General features: G+C 70.2%; 5 protein-coding genes. 1 reads left to right on the top strand and 4 read right to left on the bottom strand.

Annotated elements, in window-relative coordinates:
• The first annotated feature begins 425 nt into the window (after positions 1–425).
• Positions 426–11,291: an amino acid adenylation domain-containing protein gene (locus tag AB0F43_RS03475; RefSeq protein ID WP_360470030.1), complete on the top strand. Its 10,866-nt coding sequence runs from the start codon at positions 426–428 to the stop codon at positions 11,289–11,291.
• Here AB0F43_RS03475 and AB0F43_RS03470 read toward each other — a convergent pair.
• The 4 genes from AB0F43_RS03470 to AB0F43_RS03455 all read right to left on the bottom strand — a co-directional run bounded on the left by AB0F43_RS03470 (position 11,281) and on the right by AB0F43_RS03455 (position 18,438).
• Positions 11,281–12,048 carry a hypothetical protein gene (locus AB0F43_RS03470; RefSeq protein ID WP_360470027.1) on the bottom strand — a complete coding sequence of 256 codons (768 nt, stop codon included), beginning with the start codon at positions 12,046–12,048 and terminating at the stop codon, positions 11,281–11,283. The two genes, AB0F43_RS03475 and AB0F43_RS03470, sit on opposite strands and share 11 nt — an antisense overlap.
• A 330-nt stretch (positions 12,049–12,378) precedes the next feature.
• On the bottom strand, positions 12,379–13,329 hold the full coding sequence (locus tag AB0F43_RS03465) for an ROK family protein (protein ID WP_360470024.1): 951 nt from the start codon (positions 13,327–13,329) through the stop codon (positions 12,379–12,381).
• 10 nt (positions 13,330–13,339) lie between these two features.
• Positions 13,340–14,110, bottom strand: coding sequence for a hypothetical protein (locus AB0F43_RS03460; protein WP_360470021.1), 771 nt, complete (start codon positions 14,108–14,110; stop codon positions 13,340–13,342).
• Positions 14,107–18,438: an NEW3 domain-containing protein gene (locus AB0F43_RS03455; protein WP_360470018.1), complete on the bottom strand. Its 4,332-nt coding sequence runs from the start codon at positions 18,436–18,438 to the stop codon at positions 14,107–14,109. Before AB0F43_RS03455 ends, AB0F43_RS03460 begins: the two co-directional genes overlap by 4 nt.
• Between the last annotated feature and the right edge of the window lie 124 nt (positions 18,439–18,562).

The following is an 18,562-nucleotide window of genomic DNA, read 5'->3' as shown; positions in this document are numbered from 1 at the left end:
GGTTTTCAATTCCTGGAGACAACTCCGGCCTCGGGAAGCGATTCCGGTGATCGGACGATGCCCGGCGACGGCGTACCCGGTGACGGTCATGCTCGTCGGGCTGGGTGACGGCGGGCGCCGGAATTCTTAACCGTCGGCTGCCGAGATCGGACTCCTCCAGGGCAGGGTGCGGCTGGTAGGGTTCACGGCTGTCGGTCGGCACGATGACGTACCGGGTCCACCCGGTCACGGCATCATTCCGGCAGACGGAAAACGGGGCTTCTGTCGGTGAGAGCGAGACGGGTCTGCCCTGAGCCCGGCTCCGTCCAGTTGGGGAGGCGCGTGTCCGTGGGTCGCCAACCGGCCACCGCTGTCCCGGTGATGTGTCGGCCTACGCACCCGCTCGACGCCGTACCGGCTCTTCTCGTGGTGGTGGCATCGGCGTGGTGAGAAGCGGTGTGGACCGGCCGGCGATCAGCACCGGACCGGCCCTGATGATTCCGGCCGGGTACCCGCGTGACCTGCCGAGCGCGTTGCTGCGGGCCGCCCGCGACTTCGGTGGCGCCGGCGTGGTCGAGATCGGTCCGGACGGCCGCGAGACCAAGCTCGACTTCCCGACCCTGCTCGAGCTCGCCGCGCGCATCCTGGCCGGCTTGCGGGCGAACGGCGTACGCGCCGGTGATCCCGCGGTCGTGCACTGCACCGAGCCGGTCGGCTTCTTCGCCGCGTTCTGGGCCTGCACGCTCGGCGGTATCCGCCCGCTGCTGATGGCGCCGAGCCCCAACGGCGACCGGACCGAGGAAGGTCGCGAACGGCTCCGCAAGGTGACCGACCTGCTCGGCTGGACTGTGCTGATCGGCCGCCCGTCCGACCTGCCGAACGACCTCGGCCTGCCCGTCCTCGACCCCGACGCGCTGGCCGGTCACGAGCCGACGTCCGAGTTCCACCGCCCCGCCGCGGACGACGTCGCCGTACTGATGATGTCGTCGGGGACCAGCACCGGTACGCCGAAGATCGTGCAGCTGACGCATCGCGGGCTGGTCGAGTTCGCCGCCGGTACGCCGGCCATGCTGCCGGTCCGGCCGGGACAGACGACGCTCAACTGGCTGCCGCTGGACCAGAGCGGCGCGTTCCTGCTGTACCACCTGCTGCCCGTGTTCACCGGGTGCACGAACATCCACGTCAACACGGACTGGGTGCTGGCGAACCCGCTGCGCTGGCTGGACCTGATGGACCAGCACCGGGTCAACCACTCCTGGTCGCCGAACTTCGGCTACCGCCTCGCCACCAAGGCCATCGCGAGCGAGCCGGACCGGCATTGGGACCTGTCCGCGCTGCGCAGCCTCGTCAGCGGTGGTGAGCAGATCACCGTGCCGGTGATGACCGAGTTCCTCCGGCTGACGAACCGCTTCGGCGTCGTACCGGAGACCTTCGTCGCGGCGTGGGGGATGACCGAGACCGTCACCGGGATCACGTTCGCGCGACCCGGCCTGACGCCGAACGTGCACCGCGTCCGGATCCCGCCGACCGGAGTCGTCGAGTGGGTCGACCAGCGCCCGTCGACCGGCAAGGTCGCGGTCGCGCGGCCGGGCAAGGCGCGAGCCGAGGCGCCAGGCGTGCTCAGCCTGGTGTCGGTCGGTGCGCCGGCGCCGGGGACGACCGTACGCATCGTCGCACCCAACGGCGCGGTCCTGCCGGAAGGCCGGATCGGGCAGTTGCAGGTTGCTTCCGCGCGGGTGACACCGGGGTACCTGGGCAACCTGGAGGCCGACCGGGCCGCGTTCCCGATCGGCAACTGGCCGGTCCGCAAGTGGCTCGCGACCGGCGACCAGGGCTTCATCACCGGCGGGCAGGTGGTCATCACCGGCCGGGACAGCGAACGCATCATCATGTCCGGCAAGCTGTACTACGCCCACGACATCGAGACGGTCGCCTCGTCAGTGGTCGGTGCCGAACACGGCCTGATCGCGGCCTGCGGGGTCGCGGACGTGGAGACGGGCACCGACCGGCTGGTCGTGTTCTACGCGCTGACCCCGGAGTCGGTTCCAGGCATGGACCAGGCGATCCGCAGCCTGATCCAGGGCCGCCTCGGCCTCCAGGCGGAGGTCGTCGGCGTACCGCGCCGCGACTTCCCGACCACCCCCGGCGGCAAGATCCTGCGCCCCCTCCTACGCCAACGCTGGATCGACGGCACCCTCGAAACCTCCGCCACCCCGTACGTCGAACCAGCAGGCGCGAGTTCCTACTCCGGCCCAGCCGGCGAAGGCCCGCACGCCAACATCGCCGACACCCTCATCTCAGTCGAGGAGGACGCCAGCGAGCGCACCACCGAACTCCCGGTAGTCCGCCTGGCGTGGAAACGCACCCTCCAACAATCCATCCCCACCCCGCCCCAACGCCCCACCCTGGGTGCCCCCCACCATCCAACCCCCGAGCCGCCAGCCGACCCCGCCGCCGCAGCCACCCCCAACGCGACACCCGAATCGGGGCCAGCCGTCGAGCCCGGGGATGCGGTCGAATCCGGGGCAGCTGAACCGGGCGCGGAAGCCGAATCCCGGTCGGCGGTCGAAGCCGGGGCGGCAGCTGAGCCGGGCGCGGAAGCCGAATCCGGGTCGGCGGTCGAGTCCGGGGGTGCTGGTGAGGTCGAACACGACTCCGACGCCTACTTCGACAGCACCGCCTTCACCCGCCAACCGGCCGACACCCAACCACCCACCGACTCCGAAACCACCACCGAACTCCGCCGCGTAGACGTCAGCACCCCAGCCACCCCCACCGCAACGGAGCCCACCCCCAACCCCGCATCCGACGCAGCTCCCACCTCGCCCACCGACGCACCAGCAACCCCTCACCCAGGCTCGGCCGTCGATCAGCCGACGGATGTCCTCGCGCCCGTGGAGCAAGAGCAGTTCGCCGCCGACGCACCGGCAGGCGCTCATCCAGGTTCGGCCGTCGAGCAGGCGACGGATGTCGTCGCGCCCGTGGAGCAGGAGCAGCCCGACAGTGCGGCCGCCCTCGACGCACCGGCAGCCGCTCACCCAGGCTCGGCCGTAGAGCAGCCGACGGACGTCGTCGCGCCCCCGGACCAGGAGCAGCCCGCCCCCGACGCGGCCGCAGCCATCCACTCAGACTCGGCTGCCGAGCAGCCGACGGAGGCCGTCGCGCCCGCAGACCACGAGCAGCCCGGCCCCGACGCGGCCGCCGAAGCTCCGGCGGCCATCCGCCCAGACTCGGCTCCCGAGCAGCCGACGGAGGCCGTCGCGCCCGCAGACCACGAGCAGCCCGCCGCCGACGCACTGGCAGGCGCTCGGCCAGCTTCGGCCGTCGAGCAGCCGACGGACGGCGTCCAGTCCGCGGACCAGGAGCAGCCCGCACCTGCTGAGCAGGCCGCAGAAGTCACGCCGGCCACACAGCTCGAGCCTTCTGCGGAGGCTTCCCAGACTGCTGGGCTTGCAGCCGAGCTAGCCGAGGCTGAGGAACAAACCGCCCACGCGGCCCAGCCGGAGGACAGCTCCGAGCCTGAGCCCATGTCCGAGGTCGCGGCCGACGGCGGTTCCGTCACACCTGGGCCGAGCGAGCAAACCGCACAGGAAGCTGAGCAGGTCGCCCAGCCCGAGGCGGCGCCGGAGGACAGCTCCGGGGCTGAGGCCATGCCCGAGGTCGCGGGCCACGGCGGTTCCGTCACACCTGGGCCGAGCGAGCAAACCGCACAGGAAGCTGCGCAGGTCGCCGAGCCCGAGGCGGCGCCGGAGGACAGCTCCGGGGCTGAGGCCATGCCCGAGGTCGCGGGCCACGGCGGTTCCGTCACATCTGGGCCGAGCGAGCAAACCGCTGCGCAGGTCGCCCAGCCCGAGGCGGCGCCGGAGGAGATCGCTCCAACCTCCACAACCGAACCCACTCCCGAGCCCAGCCCTGCCGCCGAGCCGGACACCACCACCTCCGAGCCTGAGCTGAGCCCCGAGCCCGAGTTGAGCGCCGAGCCCGAGCTGTCCTCCCCGCCTGGGGGCGCCGCCGAGCCGGACACCCCCTCTGAGTCCGAGATTGCCTCTGAGCGCGCGGTCGGCTCGCCCGGAGTCGAGGAGTCTGCGACGGAGGAGTCAGCGGCCGAGGAGTCAGCAACCGAGCTGGATGGTTCGGGCGACACCGTCGTACGGGCGGAGTCTGAGGACGCTGCCGGGCCGGATGGGCACTCCGAGGCAGAGGTCGCCGCTGAGCGTGTGGTCGACTCACCGGCGGGTGAGGAGTCCGCGGCCGAGCTGGATGCTTCGGGCGACAGCGTCGTACGGGCGGACTCTGAGGGCGCTCCCGGGGAGGACGGGCCCTCCGAGGCAGAGCTCGTCGCCGAGCGGTTGGTCGACTCACCGGCGGGCGAGGAGTCCGCGGCTGAGCTGGATGCTTCGGGCGACACCGTCGTACCGGCAGAGCTTGAGGGCACCGACGGGTCGGATGCGTCGGGTGACGGCTTACCGGCTGAGTCTGAGCGCGACACCGAGTTGGAGTCGCCGGGGGGCACCGCTGGACGGGTGGAGTCTGAGGTGACCGGCGGGGCGGATGGGCCGTCCGAGGCCGCTTCCGAACCTGACGTTGACTCGTCTGCGGCCGGGGAGCCTGTTGCCGAGGTAGATGCGCCGGGCGAGGTCGTCGTACCGGCGGGGGCTGAGGACACCTCCGAGTTGGAGGCGCCGTCCGGGTCCGACGCGGCCGCGGAGGCTGCGGTCGACTCGGTGGCGGCTGAGACGCCCGCCGCTGAGCTGGATGTGCCGCCCGAGCACGAGCTTGTCTCGGAGCCTGCGGTCGAATCGCCTGCGGCCGGGGAGTCCGTCGCCGAGTTGGGTGCGCCGGGTGACGTCGTCGTATCGGCAGAGGCCGACGGTGCTGAGGCCGCCGCTCCCGAGCCGGGCGAGGAGGCCGCAGGGAAGGCTGCGCCGGTTGCTGGGATTGGGTCGTCTGCGGAGATGGAGCGGACCGCCGAGGCTGAGCTCGCTGTCGATGGTGAGTCGGCTCCGGGGTCTGAGGTTGTCGAAGCTGGGCCGGAGGGTGATTCCGCGTCTGCGGAAGATGAGGCCGCCGTGGAGGCGGGTGCGCAGGCTGCGGGTCGGGTGGCTGAGGCTGGCGAGACCGTGCTGGCCGCCGTGCCCGCCGAGGAAGTTGCGCGGGTGGCTGCCGAGGGCGCGAGCAAGCCTGGGGACACGACCGAAATCGTGGCTGCGGAGCGTGTGCCTGGCGGCAAGCCGGTGGGTCGCAAGGTGGGGGTTGTTGAGCCGGTTGCGGTCGTGGGGTTGGCTGGGCGGTTCCCGGGGGCTGAGTCGTTGGAGCAGTTCTGGGACAACCTGGTTGGCGGGGTGGAGAGTATCCGCCGGTTCACGCCCGATGAGGTGAGCCAGGCGGGTGGGCACCCGGATGACGGCATGGTTGCAGTGAGTGGGGCGCTCGATCATGTGGAGGCGTTCGACGCGAAGTTCTTCGGTCTCAGTGATCGTGAGGCCGCGTTGATGGATCCGGCTCAGCGGTTGTTCCTCGAGGTGTGTTACCAGGCGCTCGAGCACGGTGGGTACGCCGGTACCACCAGCCGCGTCGGTGTGTTCGCCGGCTCCGGCATGAACCTCTACACCCGGCAGAACCAGTCACGCGACTCACTCGCCACCCGGGTCGCGTACCGGCTCGGTCTCACCGGCCCGGCGATCGGCGTACAGTCCGCGTGGTCGTCCTCACTCGTCGCCGTGCATCTCGCCTGCCAGGCTCTGAGATCGGGTGACGCGGATCTCGCGCTCGCCGGTGCGGCCGCCGTACAGGTGCCTCAGGCAACGGGTTATCACCCGGCGCCGGAGTCGATCCTGTCGCCGAGCGGGCGCCTGCGCGCCTTCGACGCCAACGCTGACGGCACGGTTGGTGGTAACGGCGTGGCCGCCGTACTGCTCAAGCGCCTCGACCAGGCGGTGGCCGAAGGTGACACCGTGTACGCCGTCATCCGCGGTACGGCGGTCAGCAGCGAGGACGCGCCCGCGGGCAACCAGGTCGAACTGCTCGAGCGTGCTCTCGAGCGGGCCGGGTTCGCGGCCGACTCGCTGAGCTACATCGAGGCCAACGCGATCGGCAGCGCGACCGCGGACTCGGCCGAGGTGAAGGCGCTGACCACTGCGCTGCGCCGGCACACGGACAAGGTAGGGTTCTGCACGATCGGCTCGGTCAAGCCGAACATCGGCCATCTGGACAGCGCCGCGGGGATGGCCGGCCTGATCAAGACCATCCTGATGCTGCAGCACCGGATGCTGGTCCCGACGATCAACTACACCGAGCCGAATCCGCAGCTCGACCTCGACGGCAGCCCGTTCGTCATCGGTACCGAGGTCCGCGACTGGGCGGTGCCCGACGGCAGTACGACGTTGCGCGCCGGCGTCAGCGCACTCGATGCCGGCGGCACCAATGCGCACGTGATCCTGGAGGAGGCGCCGCGGCAGGTCCGCCGTGGCGACGACGGACCGGTCGTCCTGCCGCTGTCCGCACCCGACCTGGATGCTCTCGCCGACCTGGTCGAGCTGTACCGCACTGACCTCGGTCACGGTACTGGTCACCGCCTCATCGACCTCGCTGGTACGGCGGCACTCGGCCGACCGGCGTACCGTCACCGCATCGCGGTCGCGGGCTCGTCGGAGGCTGATCTGGTCGATGCACTCGCCACCGCCCAAGCAGCCGAGGTGCCGCGAGGCGGACCCGGCCCATTGGGGTACGCCTTCACCGGACAGGGTGCTGCACGCCGTGGCATGGCTGCTGGGCTGGCAGCCCGCTTCCCGGTGTTCCGGTCGGTGCTGGACGAGTGCGACCGCGTGTACGCCGAGGAGTTCGGTGGCAGCCTGCTTGAGTTGTTGCTGACCCCTGCTGGTACGTCGGAAGGTGTCTGGCCGACGGAGACCGCGCAGCCGGCCCTGTTCGCGTTTGAGCTTGCGTTGGCGCGGTTGTGGCAGTCGTTCGGCGTGCAGCCTGCACTGGTGGTCGGTCACAGCGTGGGGGAGTACGCCGCTCTGTGCGTGGCGGGTGCGTTGTCGCTGGCGGACGGCGTACGGCTGACAGCCAAGCGTGGCGAGCTCATGCAGCGTGGCACCGTGCCGGGCGCGATGGTTGCCGTACGGGCGGATGCCGATCGGGTCCGTGAGCTGGCGCAGACGCCCGGTGTGGAGATTGCCGCAGGCAACGGTCCGCAGTCGTTCGTGCTGACCGGGTCCGAGGTGATCGTCGGGCAGTTGGCCGCGCAGCTTGATCAGTTGCAGGTCGCGTGGCAGCGGCTCGATGTCGACCGGGCCTTCCACAGTTCGCTGGTGGACCCGATCCTGGCGGACTTCGCGGCGATCGTCGGTGAGATCACGCTGAAGCCGTTGCATACGCCGATGGTGTCGAGCTGGTCCGGTGATCTGCTCGAGTCGGGGACCGTTCTGGACAGCGACTACCTGGTCGGGCAGCTGCGCCAGCCGGTGCTGTTCGGCGACGCGGTCGAGGCGGTGACGGCGGCTGGGTGCCGGCGATTCATCGAGCTCGGGCCGGACGCCGTACTGAGTCCTGCCGGCCGCCGGATCGCGCCGAACAGCACGTGGATCCCGGCGCAGCGGCTCGGACAGGATCCGGTGCTGGCGACCATGAACGGTCTGGCCGAGCTGTACGAGCAGGGCACCGAGATCGCATGGTCCAAGGTGTACGCCCACAGCGGCCGGGTGCCGTTGCCGACGTATCCGTTCCGCCGGGTGGATCACCCGTTCGATACCTCTGCAGCTGTCACCGAAGGTGCCGATGCTGGTCGGGTTGATGCCAGCCGGCCGAAGGTGTTCGAGCGTGCGGCGCGGGCGCAAACCGCGGTCTTCGAGCCTGCGAGCGGCACGGGCCCTGCGGTGAAGAAGATTCCGCTGGATCCGCCGGTCGAGTCGGAGCCGGGCGAGGCTGTGTGGTCCGACGAAGCCGAGGGCGAGGCGGGAGAGCAGTCGCCGTTCGCGCTGCCGGCCGAGACGCATCAGGTGGACGCGGACTACCTGGCGCGGGCGGGTTCGTTGTCGGGTGACGAGATTTCTGCAGAGCGGTATCGCGAGTCGCTCGACGCGGTCCTTGATCTGACCTGCGAGGAGCTGTCGCTCGATCCGTACGACCTCACCGTCGACCACACGTTCGCCGAGCTTGGCGCCAACCCTGGGTCGATGGCTCCTGTCATCGAGCAGATCAACGCGCGTTTTGCGGTCAGACTCACGCCCGAGGATCTCTTTGGCAGCTACACCACGCCGCACAAGCTTGCCACCGCGGTCGCCGTTCAGGCTTCGAAGCCCGGCGCGACCGGAGCTGTCGAGGACGCAGAAGTTGCTGGAGGCGCCGAAGGGGCGCCGGCTGTGGTTGAAGGTTCGGATGTTGTTGCCGAGGGCACCGAATCTTCTGCTGAGGCCGGTGATGCCCGGGCTGCCCTGGCGAGGTTGGGGTCGGGGCTTGCCGAGTTGGCTGCGAAGGTCGACGAGGCAGCCGCGGCGACCAGCGAAGCCGAGCTTCCCGGGTCGGGCATGGCGGCGCTCATGTCCCAGCAGCTCCGGGTGGCCGGACAGCTGGTCGACGGCGTCACCAAGCTGATGCTCGAGCAACTGGCGCTCCTCAATGAACCCCCGGCTGCTGGGCTGCAGGAGGCCGACGGGGCGTCGAACCCGACCACGGCTGCGGAGAATGCCGCCGCCGAGCCTGCAAAGCCGACCGCCGCCGCGGAGGACGCTGACGAGCCTGCAATGCCGACCGCCGCCGCGGAAGAGGCCGGGGACGACCTGGCACAGCCGACCGCCGCTGCAGAGGATGCCGGGGACGGCGTGGCTCCAGCCGCCGAGCTGGTGAAGCCGTCCACTGCCGAGGAGGAAGACGACGAGCTGACTTCCGCCGCCGAGCTGTCTGACCCAGCGGTAGAGGTGCAAGCCGAAGCCGGTGAGCAGGCCGATGCCGGGGAGCGCCCGGATGAACAGCCTGCCCATGAACCGGCGGCAGGCTCAACCGAGTCCGACGGCGAGTCGGCGGATCGGTCCGATGAGGGTGCGCGGGAGGTGTCGCCGGAGGAGTTGGAGGTGCGGCGGCGGGACTTTGCGTACTGGGATGTGGCGTTGGCGGGGGCGGAGCCGTTGGTGTTGCCGCCGGATCGGCCGACCGGCAACGAGGATGTTGCTTCGGTCAAGCAGGAGCTGGAGAGCGAGCTCGGAGACGCGGTTTTCACCTTCAGCCGGGAGCGCAAGGTCGGTCCGCTGATGGTGATGCTTGCGGCGGTCGGTACGGTGCTCGGCCGGTTCGCGGCGCAGGACGACGTGACGATCGGGACCGCGCTGATCCGGCCGAAGGGCGACACCTCGACGACGCCGCTGCGGCCGCTTCCGATCCGGATCGACCTGTCCGGCGAGCCTGATCTGGGTGAGCTGGCGCACCGGGTTCACGACGTCACGACCGGCGCGTTCGACCACGCCGGCATCGATCTCGCCGTACTGCAACGGGACCCGCTGTTCCAGGTGCTGGTGGAGTTCGAGGACGGCGACGAGGACCTGCCGGACCACCTCGACCTGCGGCTGCGGCTGACCCATCACGGTGCCGGCATCACGTGTACGGCGGACTACCGTGCCGGCCTGTTCGAGCAGAGCACCATCGATCGCCTGCTGGCCTATCTGGAAGCCGTACTACGTCGTGCGACCACCCAGCCGCACCTGCGCCTGCCCGACCTGATGCTGCCGATCGAGTCCGACCTCGAGTCCTTGCGCGAGCTGGAGGGTGACTTCGACCCCGCCGGTCCGATCGGCCGGGTACGGCGGAACGCGGTGGTGGCCGGTGAGCTCAGCGGACTGCACACGCTGTTCGAGCAGCAGGTCGCCCGGACGCCCGACGCGATCGCATTGATCCAGGGCAAGCGGGAGTTGACGTACGCCGAACTCGACCGCCGGTCCAATGCGGTCGCGTGGCAACTCGTCGACCTCGGCGTCAAGCCCGGCCAGTTGGTCGCCGTACGTGTTGCCCGAGGCACCGAACTCGTGATCGCGGTGCTCGCCGTCCTGAAGTCCGGTGCGGCCTACCTGCCGCTGGATCCCGGCGTACCGGAGTCGCGGTGGGCGTTCATGATCGGGGACTCGTCCGCGGTCGCGTTGGTCGGCGACGACGCGGCGCTGGCGGATCGGCTCGGGGTGCGGCTGGTCCCGGTCGCGGCACCGGCCGGCGACGCGCGGGCCGAACAGGCGCCGCCGGTACGGTCGGCCGCGGATGATGTTGCCTACTGCATCTATACGTCGGACTCGAAGGGGAACCCGAAGGGCGTGCTGGTGCCGCACCGCGGGCCGGTCAACCTGGTCCGGCACTACCTGCGCACCCGGAGTTCGCTGCGGACGCTGCAGTGGACGTCGTTCGGTTTCGACGTCCATGTGCAGGAGATGTTCACCGCGCTCGCGTCGGGTGCTCCGCTGGTACTGATCGGCGAGGACGACCGGTACGACCCGGACGCGGTGATCGCGGCGCTACGGGATCACCAGGTCGAGCGGCTGTTCATGGCGTTCAGCCCGTTGACGGCGTTGCTCGCGACCATGCGCCGGCTGCCGGAACTGCCCGCGCTGCGGGAGATCGTCGCGGGCGGTGAGGCGATGGTGCTGACGCACAAGGTGCGCGACTTCCTCGACGCACATCCGGACTGCCGGCTGTTCAACGAGTACGGACCGGTGGAGGCCTCCATCGTCACCACGATCCACGAGGTCGACCCGGCCGAGGACCGGCCCTCGATCGGCCGCCCGATCGAGGGTGCCGTCGTACGACTGCTGGACGAGACGCTTCGCCCGCTTCCGATCGGGGCGGTCGGGGAGATCCACCTCGGCGGCGCGGCCGTTGCCCAGGGCTACATCGGGCGGCCGGAGGAGACCGAGCGCGCGTTCGTGCCGGACCCGGGTCACCCCGGCGGGCGGTTGTACCGCAGTCGCGACCTCGGCCGCTGGCGTCCGGACGGGACGCTGGAGTACCTCGGTCGCGCGGACGATCAAGTGAAGATCCGCGGTCACCGGGTCGAGCCGGGTGAGACCGAGCACGTCCTGGCCGATCAGCCGGGTGTCATCGACGCGGTGGTGATCGCGTGTGCGGACCTGGCGGGTGACACCTGCCTGCTCGGGTACGTCGTACTCGAGGACAGCGACCCCGCCGTGCTGGCGCGGCTGATGCTTGACCTGGGCAAGGAGTTGCCGATCTACCTGGTCCCGGCCGACCTGATCCCGATCGAGGAGCTTCCCCTCGACGACAACGGCCGCCTGGACCGCACCCGCCTGCCCGAACCCGAGTGGCTCAAGCCCTAGGCGGTGTCTGATGATCCCCCGCCGAGGCCGTCAGTTCTGCACCGGGGACGGGGGGTTGTGTCGATGACAGCCCTCCCGCAGTCACCGGCCCACCGTCCACGGGGCAGAACCCGCGTCGATCCTCATCCCTCCCGAGGATCGATCGCACTCCCGCGCCCCGGAACAGCGATGAGGCGCTGATCACGCAGACGAGCAGGGAGTAGACCGCGAGCGCCGAACCGGCCGTGGATCCGACGCTGCCCGGACCACTTGCGTTCCCACCGGTTGCGGACCCCAGCGCCACCACGGCAGTGACCACGACGAGCGCGATCAGCGGTCCGGTCCAGCCGAGCACGCCCATCCGGAGCGCGTGCCCGTCGTCGACCTGCCCACCGGAACCCGAGCCGGTGCCCGGAGGAGAACCCGGGCGAAGACCGGTGCCGGCTCCCGGTGAGCAGGCCGCGGCCGCGCCGGCGACGATTGCGGCGGGCACCGAGCCGGCGAGGGCTCGTCCGCGCAGGCAACCGTGCAGGGCGGCAACGCCGCACGCGGCGGCGACGTTCAGCAACAAGAGTCGATCGGCGCCAACCGGACCGATCGCGCCGTGGACAACGGCGTACAGGTCGACTGGAACGATGACCGCCGCGGCACCCACGGCCACGACCTGGAACAGTCGTGGCCGTCGGACCGACGTACGAAGGAGCTGGTGGCGCGACGTCGTCGAGACGACCACGGCGCCGAAGAAGAGGGTGAAGAGCAGGAATGCCGCGACGTCCATCAGGACCGATCCCCCTGGGTCGAGCGTTGCCCCGGACAACGCTGGCGGACGTTGCTACCTCACCTGACGTACTGCGATGCGATGGCGGCGGAGAGTTGCCTCTCCGCCGCGCTTCGCCTTCCACCGGTCCAGGCCCCCTGACCGGCCGTTTCGGTCAGTCCGAGCCCCCTGACCGACCTTGGATGACGTGCCCCCACCCCATCCATCCGTTGCATCGGGTACGACGGCCCGGTCGTTACACCTCACGGGGAAATTCGGTTAAACCTGCGCAAAGGTGCGCAGGACTCCCTTTTCCGCACGACGTACCTGTGCGTAAGCCCTGTGGCGGCATCAGCGGATGCTCGACCAGGCCTGATGGGCGGCGCCGAGCAGGCCGGCGTTGTTCAGCTGGGCGGGTTCGACCGTCAGGTCGGTGACAAAAGGGAGTTGGGCGAGGCGCTTGACCCAGGCCTCGACGGGGTCGAACAGGATCGGTCCGGCCTTGGAGACCCCGCCGCCGATGACCACGGTGGTGAGGTCGACGGTGACCGCGGTCGCCACGATGCCGGCGGCCAGCGCCTGCGCTCCGTCGTCGAAGGCCGCCAGCGCGAGCTCGTCACCGGCGGCCGCGTCGGCGGCCAGTACGGTGGCGTCCACGTCCTCGTCGGTCCGCCAGCCGCGACGCTTGGCGCGGGCGACCATCCTCGGTCCGCTCGCGTACGCCTCGACGCACCCGAACGACCCGCATGCACACGCCTCGCCGTCGAGGTCCACCACCACATGACCGATGTGCGCGGCGTTACCCGACTGACCGATCAGCGGCTTGCCGTCCACGACCAGCCCACCGCCGACGCCGGTCGACACCACGATGCCGAGCAGCGTGTCGACGCCCCGCCCGGCCCCGGTCCAGAACTCACCCAGCGCGAAGCAGTGTCCGTCCACGCCCAGCGTCACCGGTACGTCGCCGACCAGCGCGCGCACCCGGTCGACCAGCGGGAAGTTCCGCCAGCCGGAGATGTTCACCGGTGACACCAGCCCGTGCTGCTGGTCCAGCGGCCCGGCCGAACCTATCCCCACTGCGAGCGGCCTGGCCTCGCCGCGGACGCGGTCGATCAGCTCCGCGAGCGCGGCGAAGACCTGATCCGCGTCGCCGACCGGGGTGAGGATCCGGTCCTCGGTGACGATCCGGCCGTCCGCGGACACGAGAGCGGCGGCCATCTTCGTCCCGCCGATGTCGATCCCGAGAACCGTCCCTCCGGGCCCGGAATCTATCCCGGAATCACTCACTGCAACGTCGCTCATCGTCCCCCCGTCAGTGCCGGTGCAGGTTGTCAGGTTGATTGCTGTCGCCCGGATGCTCGAGCCCTCGGACGAGCTGTACCCGCTCGTACATGGCCGCGTTCAGCCAGCGCGCGAACGCCTCCAGCCGAGCGCTCTGCAGCAACTCGCGATGCCAGCCCGCGACCGGTACGCCGGGGTCCGCCGGCAGCTCCTCACCGAGTACGTCGGCCGCGTACGCCAACTGCTCAGCCGGAATCCGCACGTCCGCGGTCACCAGCGCGGCCACCCGCCGTACTGCCTCCGAACCGGCAAGCGCCGCGGCCGTGATCGACCCGACCGCAATAGCCGTCGCCACCCCGATCGGATCGGTCTCGACGCTGCCCAGCGACTCGGCCTCGGGCGCCACGTCCCGCGCTCCGCCCGACGTCGCGGGTGCGGCGTCCTGCGGCCGGGGTGCGGCGTCCTGCGGTTGGGGTACGGCGTTTGCGCGGCGGCGGAGCTCGTCGAGGCAGAGTTGCTCGGTCAGGACGACTTGCGCAACCCAGCGGGTGAGCTGGCGGCCCTCACGGCTGTCCGGGCGGGGGAGCACGCAGGAGGCGTCGCCGGACCGCAGTACCGCGAGCCGCTCGTCGAGCAGCTCGCGGGCCAGAGGTTCACCGTTCAGGTAGGCCATCACCTCCGGTGGAGCGACCGGCGCCCGGCTGTGCCCGTGCGCTTCCCCCGGCCCGTGCTCGTGCGGATCCGCGTGCCCGTGCGCGGCCGCGTGCTCGTGGCCGTGGCCGATGGTGAGGGCGGGTGTCACTGGATCTCCAGGCGGACTGTCGGCGCGTACTGTGCGCGGCCGAACCACATCACCTTCGGCAGCACCCAGGCATGCGCCGGTGTCGCATCCGCCGGCGCCTGTACCGGCACCGGCACCGTGACCGACGACTTCGGCGGTACGACGACCAGCCGCACCGGCTCGGGCAACCACGACCATGTCCCGTACGGCGAGGCAAGCTGCAGCTCAGCGCGGATCTCCGACGAGGTGTTGTTCGTGAATTCCAGCTCGAGCGTCTCCGACGTGCCCGGAGACAGACGCAGGTCCTGGGTCGAGGGGGTCACGGTCAGACCGGTCGGTCGTCCTGGCTGGCCCTCGGCCGCACCCGCTCCGTGGTCCGGCTGCTCGGTCGGCGGCATGCCGAATCCGAGGGTTGCGGTGAGCTCAGGGCTCTCACCGACGAAGACGGTGACGACGTCCTCGACCGCCGTGACGCCGGCGCCACCGGCGAGCTCGTCGGTCTTGGTGAGCACGCGGGCGGCGACGAAGTACTGGCCGGGCTCGCAGGTCTCCGGTGGGTTCACGTACGCGAGGTGGCGAACGTACCCGCCCGGTTCGAGCCGCAGTTGACGATCTGATTGATCAGTCGTCCACCCGTCCGGGAGCTGGATTGTCAGCAATCCTTCGGCAGCGGTGTCGGCGTACTGGTTCGCGATCACCATCGAGAGCTCGAACGGTTTGCCGGCGGTCCGCGCGACGGTGGGGGACACCGACAGGCTGACCGGGAGGAACCCCATCTGCGCGGGACCGCGGTTGTGCAGCCAGTAGCGCGCGTACGTCGGCTGGGCCAGCTCACCTGGTTGACCCAGTACGGCGGGGTTCGCGGCTGCTGCACCGTCGAGGCTCAGTACGAAGGTGTCGACTGCCGAGCCGGCCAGGTCGACAGTGAAGTTGCCGTCGGCAACCTCGATCGGGGCGGCCGCATTCTCCAGCAGGTCGGCGTGGTGGGCGCCGGTGATCGGCAGGGCTGAGGTGACGGTCGCCGTCGCCCCCAGACCCGTCGCCTCGATCAACCGCAGGGTCACGCCGTCGCGCGGGTCGGCCGGGACTCCCGACCCGCGGGCGATCGGGTTGCCGGCGGGCTTCAGCGTGGAGACGAGGACGTCGCGCTCCGGGCTGACCTGGAGCAGCGAGTGGGTCGCCGGCAGGGTGCCGTCGTGGGCGGTGGTGGTTGCCGCGAGCAACGGTGACGTGAACTCCTGGCCGCGGCTCGGCAACTGCTGCGCGCGCCAGTCGCCCTCGCCGGTTGTCAACGCGTACCGGAACTCGTGGGTCCAGTGCTGCAACTGGAACGCCGAGCCGTCCGGCGCCGACCGACGCGGAGGATCGATCCAGATCCCGGACGGCCATCCGGTACACGACCGCATCAGCGACGCATGCAACGCTCCGGAAGCATCGACCGCAAACCCAGGCAGCCCGTACGTCAGCAACGCGACGGTCCGATCCTCGAAGTCCTCGATCACCCCATCACCGCGAACAATCGCGGTCACCCGTGCCCCGCCGAGCTCAGCCACAGCCGCGGCCACCGAGTCCGGGGTGGGCAGCACGAGGGCCGGAATCGCCCGCACATCCCGCACATCCGCGTTCGGCTGCCAAACCTCGGCCAGTGCGGTGCGGGGTGGGACGAACGCCGCGGTGTCGCCCGGGACCTCTTCAGCGAGCAACGAAGAAGCGGCGCCGACGAGAATGCGGAGGTCGGGAAGGTTGGAGTCCACTTTCAGGTGGCCGTAGCGGGAGCCGCCGACCAGGGAAGTGGTTGCGGTGACGCCTACCCGGGCCAGGGCCACGACCAGGTCGCGGACGTCGGCTGGGTCTGAGTCGTCGGGTACGACGATCTCCGCGACCGCCACCGGCCGGGTGCCGATCTGGTGGCCTGAGGCATCCAATAGGTCGATGCGGGCGGTGGAACCCAGGCCGAACCAGGTGTTGGCCGGGTTGTCCAGGGTCCACGGAGCTTGGGCGCTGTCGACGTCGATGAGGCCGAAGCCGCGGCCGACGACCGCCCCGGCCACCTCGCTCAGCGGCAATGCGCCCGGCACGTCGGCCGGGAACTTGACCCGGACCAGGCGGTCCGACTGGGCGTGGTCGAGGATCCGGGTGGTGAACTCGATCCGGTCGAGGCCGTCGTACACCGTGACGACCGCTTCGTACGAGATTTCGTCGACCTCCCCGCGGCTGACGATCCGGCTGCCGAGCGGACCCGTCTGCGTGAACACCTTCGCCGGCGCCTCACTCGAGCCGACCACCGGACCCGACGGGATCAGGTGCCACGGACCCTCGCCGAAGCGCGGGTGGTCGGGGTACTCCTCGTACACCCGCAGTTCGTTGCCGAGCCCCTTCAAGACCTGTCGACCGGTTCGCTTGTCGACAATCTGACTGATCCCACCACCGCGCGACGGATCCACCGTCACCCGGAAGAACTCGTTGTCGACCGACTCACGATCATCGGCCGGACCCCAAGACGCCGCACCCGAGGAAGCCGCATCCGAGGAGGCCGCATCCGAGGAGGCCGCATCCGGAGGAGCCGCGTCCGGGGACGCCGCGCCGCCGATCAGCGCGTAGGTCCGCCACCCCAGCGACGGCACCGCAGTAGCCAGGAAGGTGACCTTGTCACCCTCGACCACAGCCGGCACGTCGACACCAGCATCGTCGACAATCCGCCAGGCACCATCCGAAGGCAGTTGCACGGTGACCAGGTCGGTCCGCGTGAACGACAGCGTGTTCGTGACGACCACCGCATGCTCTCCGAAGACCGACGTGTCGATCTGTGCCGCGAACGCCTCCAGCGACGCCGTCCGCGCGGCATCCGAAAGATCGTGCGCCTCGCGCCACCCGGTGACGAGGTCGATATAGACCTGGTCCGACTCCGACCCGGTGATCGCGTCGTGGTGCGCGCCGTACGCGAGCTGCCGCCAGACCTTGTCCAGCGAGGCTTCGGCGAACCGGCCGAGCCCGAGCAGGTCGGCGTACGTGCCCAGCTTCTCGGCGTCGACCGCGGCCACCTCGGCGGCACGCTGGGCCTGCTTGGTGTCGATGTACGACACGTCTTTGCCGGTGTAGATCGGGTTCATGTCGCGCGACTGCGGTGACGGCCGGCGCCCGGTCTCGGCGAGCTCGGCCCGGACCCGGTCCATGAAGTGTTTCGTCGTACCGCAGATGAACTTCGGCCAAGCGTAGCGAGCGTTCCAGTCGTGGTGCAGCGCGGTGATCCAGTTGTTCGGAGGGGTGTAGTCACCGCCGACGGGCAGCAGTGTGTTGCGGGTCGCGGCCACCGTCTTCAGAACCGCGAACAGCTGGTACGCCGTGTCGCCCGCCGCCTCGACACTCGGCGCGTGCTGAAGGTCCCAGCCCGGACCGTAGTGGTCCGGCATGTAGTGCGTCAGTACGCCGTCCCCGCTCGGGCTGATCCACTCGAACTCGCTGTGGAACTGCATGACCGTCGCAGTCCCGGCCTTCGGGTCGCCCCAGGCCTGTCGCAGTGGCCCCCACTGGTGGAACGGGCCACGTGCCCACGCGGATCCGGTCAGCCCGGCCTTGGCCAGGTAGCCGGGGAACTGGGGGTCGTGGCCGAACACGTCCAGCTGCCACGCGTTCTGCGGGTCGCCGCCGAGGATGTCGCGCTGGTACCCGACGCCGTACACGATGTTGCGAATGGTCGTCTCCGCGCCGGTCAGGTTCGTGTTCGGCTCGTTGTAGGTGCCGCCGATGATCTCGACCCGGCCCTCCGCGATCAGCCGGCGCAGGACCGCCCGGTTCTCCGGGAAGGTGTCGAAGTACGGCTTGAGGTAGTCGAGCTCGGCCAGCACGAAGCAGTACGCCGGATCGCGCAGCGCGAGCTTGAGGTGCGCGTCGACCAGGCTGAACGCGTTGTGCGTGTAGACGGGCCGCGTGGTGCCGTCCGGGCCCTGCAGGTCCCAGCTCGTCGTGTACGCCGCCTGCGTGTTCCACCAGACCGGGTCGTAGTGGAAGTGCGACACCATGACCATCGTCCAGCCCGGCTCGGCGATCACCACCGTGCCGCTGTCCGACGCCACGTCCACACCATCCGCCGAAACGGTCACGGTCGCGTCGATGGTCGCGCCGTACTGCGTGCGCACCCCGTCTGCGACCGACAAGGGGACCTCGATCCGGATCTGGCCGTCGCCCGGCGGGACGTCCGCCGTACCCGAAACGCCGTCTCCCGCGATCCGCACGGACAGGGCGCCATCGCCGGTGGAACGGCTCAGTTCCACCCGCAACAGCTGGCGGGGATCGTCGTCGCTGCCGGCGAACAACTCGGGCGAGGAGACGTGAGTGATCTGTACGGTCACGGTGTCGGGCTCCGTCGAGAGCGGTCAAGGTCGAGAGACAACGTTATCCGTAGTCGGCCCGGACAGCGAGGGGTCAATCTCAGGAATCCGCCACAAAGCCGCAGGTCCACGCTCAATATCAGCT

This window comes from Kribbella sp. NPDC023972 (assembly GCF_040639075.1).
In the GTDB taxonomy this organism is placed as follows: Bacteria; Actinomycetota; Actinomycetes; order Propionibacteriales; family Kribbellaceae; genus Kribbella.
Note: the sequence above shows the minus strand (reverse complement) of the source record. Positions and strands in the feature narration are given on the sequence as shown.

Excerpts from the sequence above, each read along its gene's own strand:
- AB0F43_RS03465 (WP_360470024.1), bottom strand. The coding sequence starts at position 13,329 with ATGAGCGACGTTGCAGTGAGTGATTCCGGGATAGATTCCGGGCCCGGA.
- AB0F43_RS03470 (WP_360470027.1), bottom strand. The coding sequence starts at position 12,048 with ATGGACGTCGCGGCATTCCTGCTCTTCACCCTCTTCTTCGGCGCCGTG.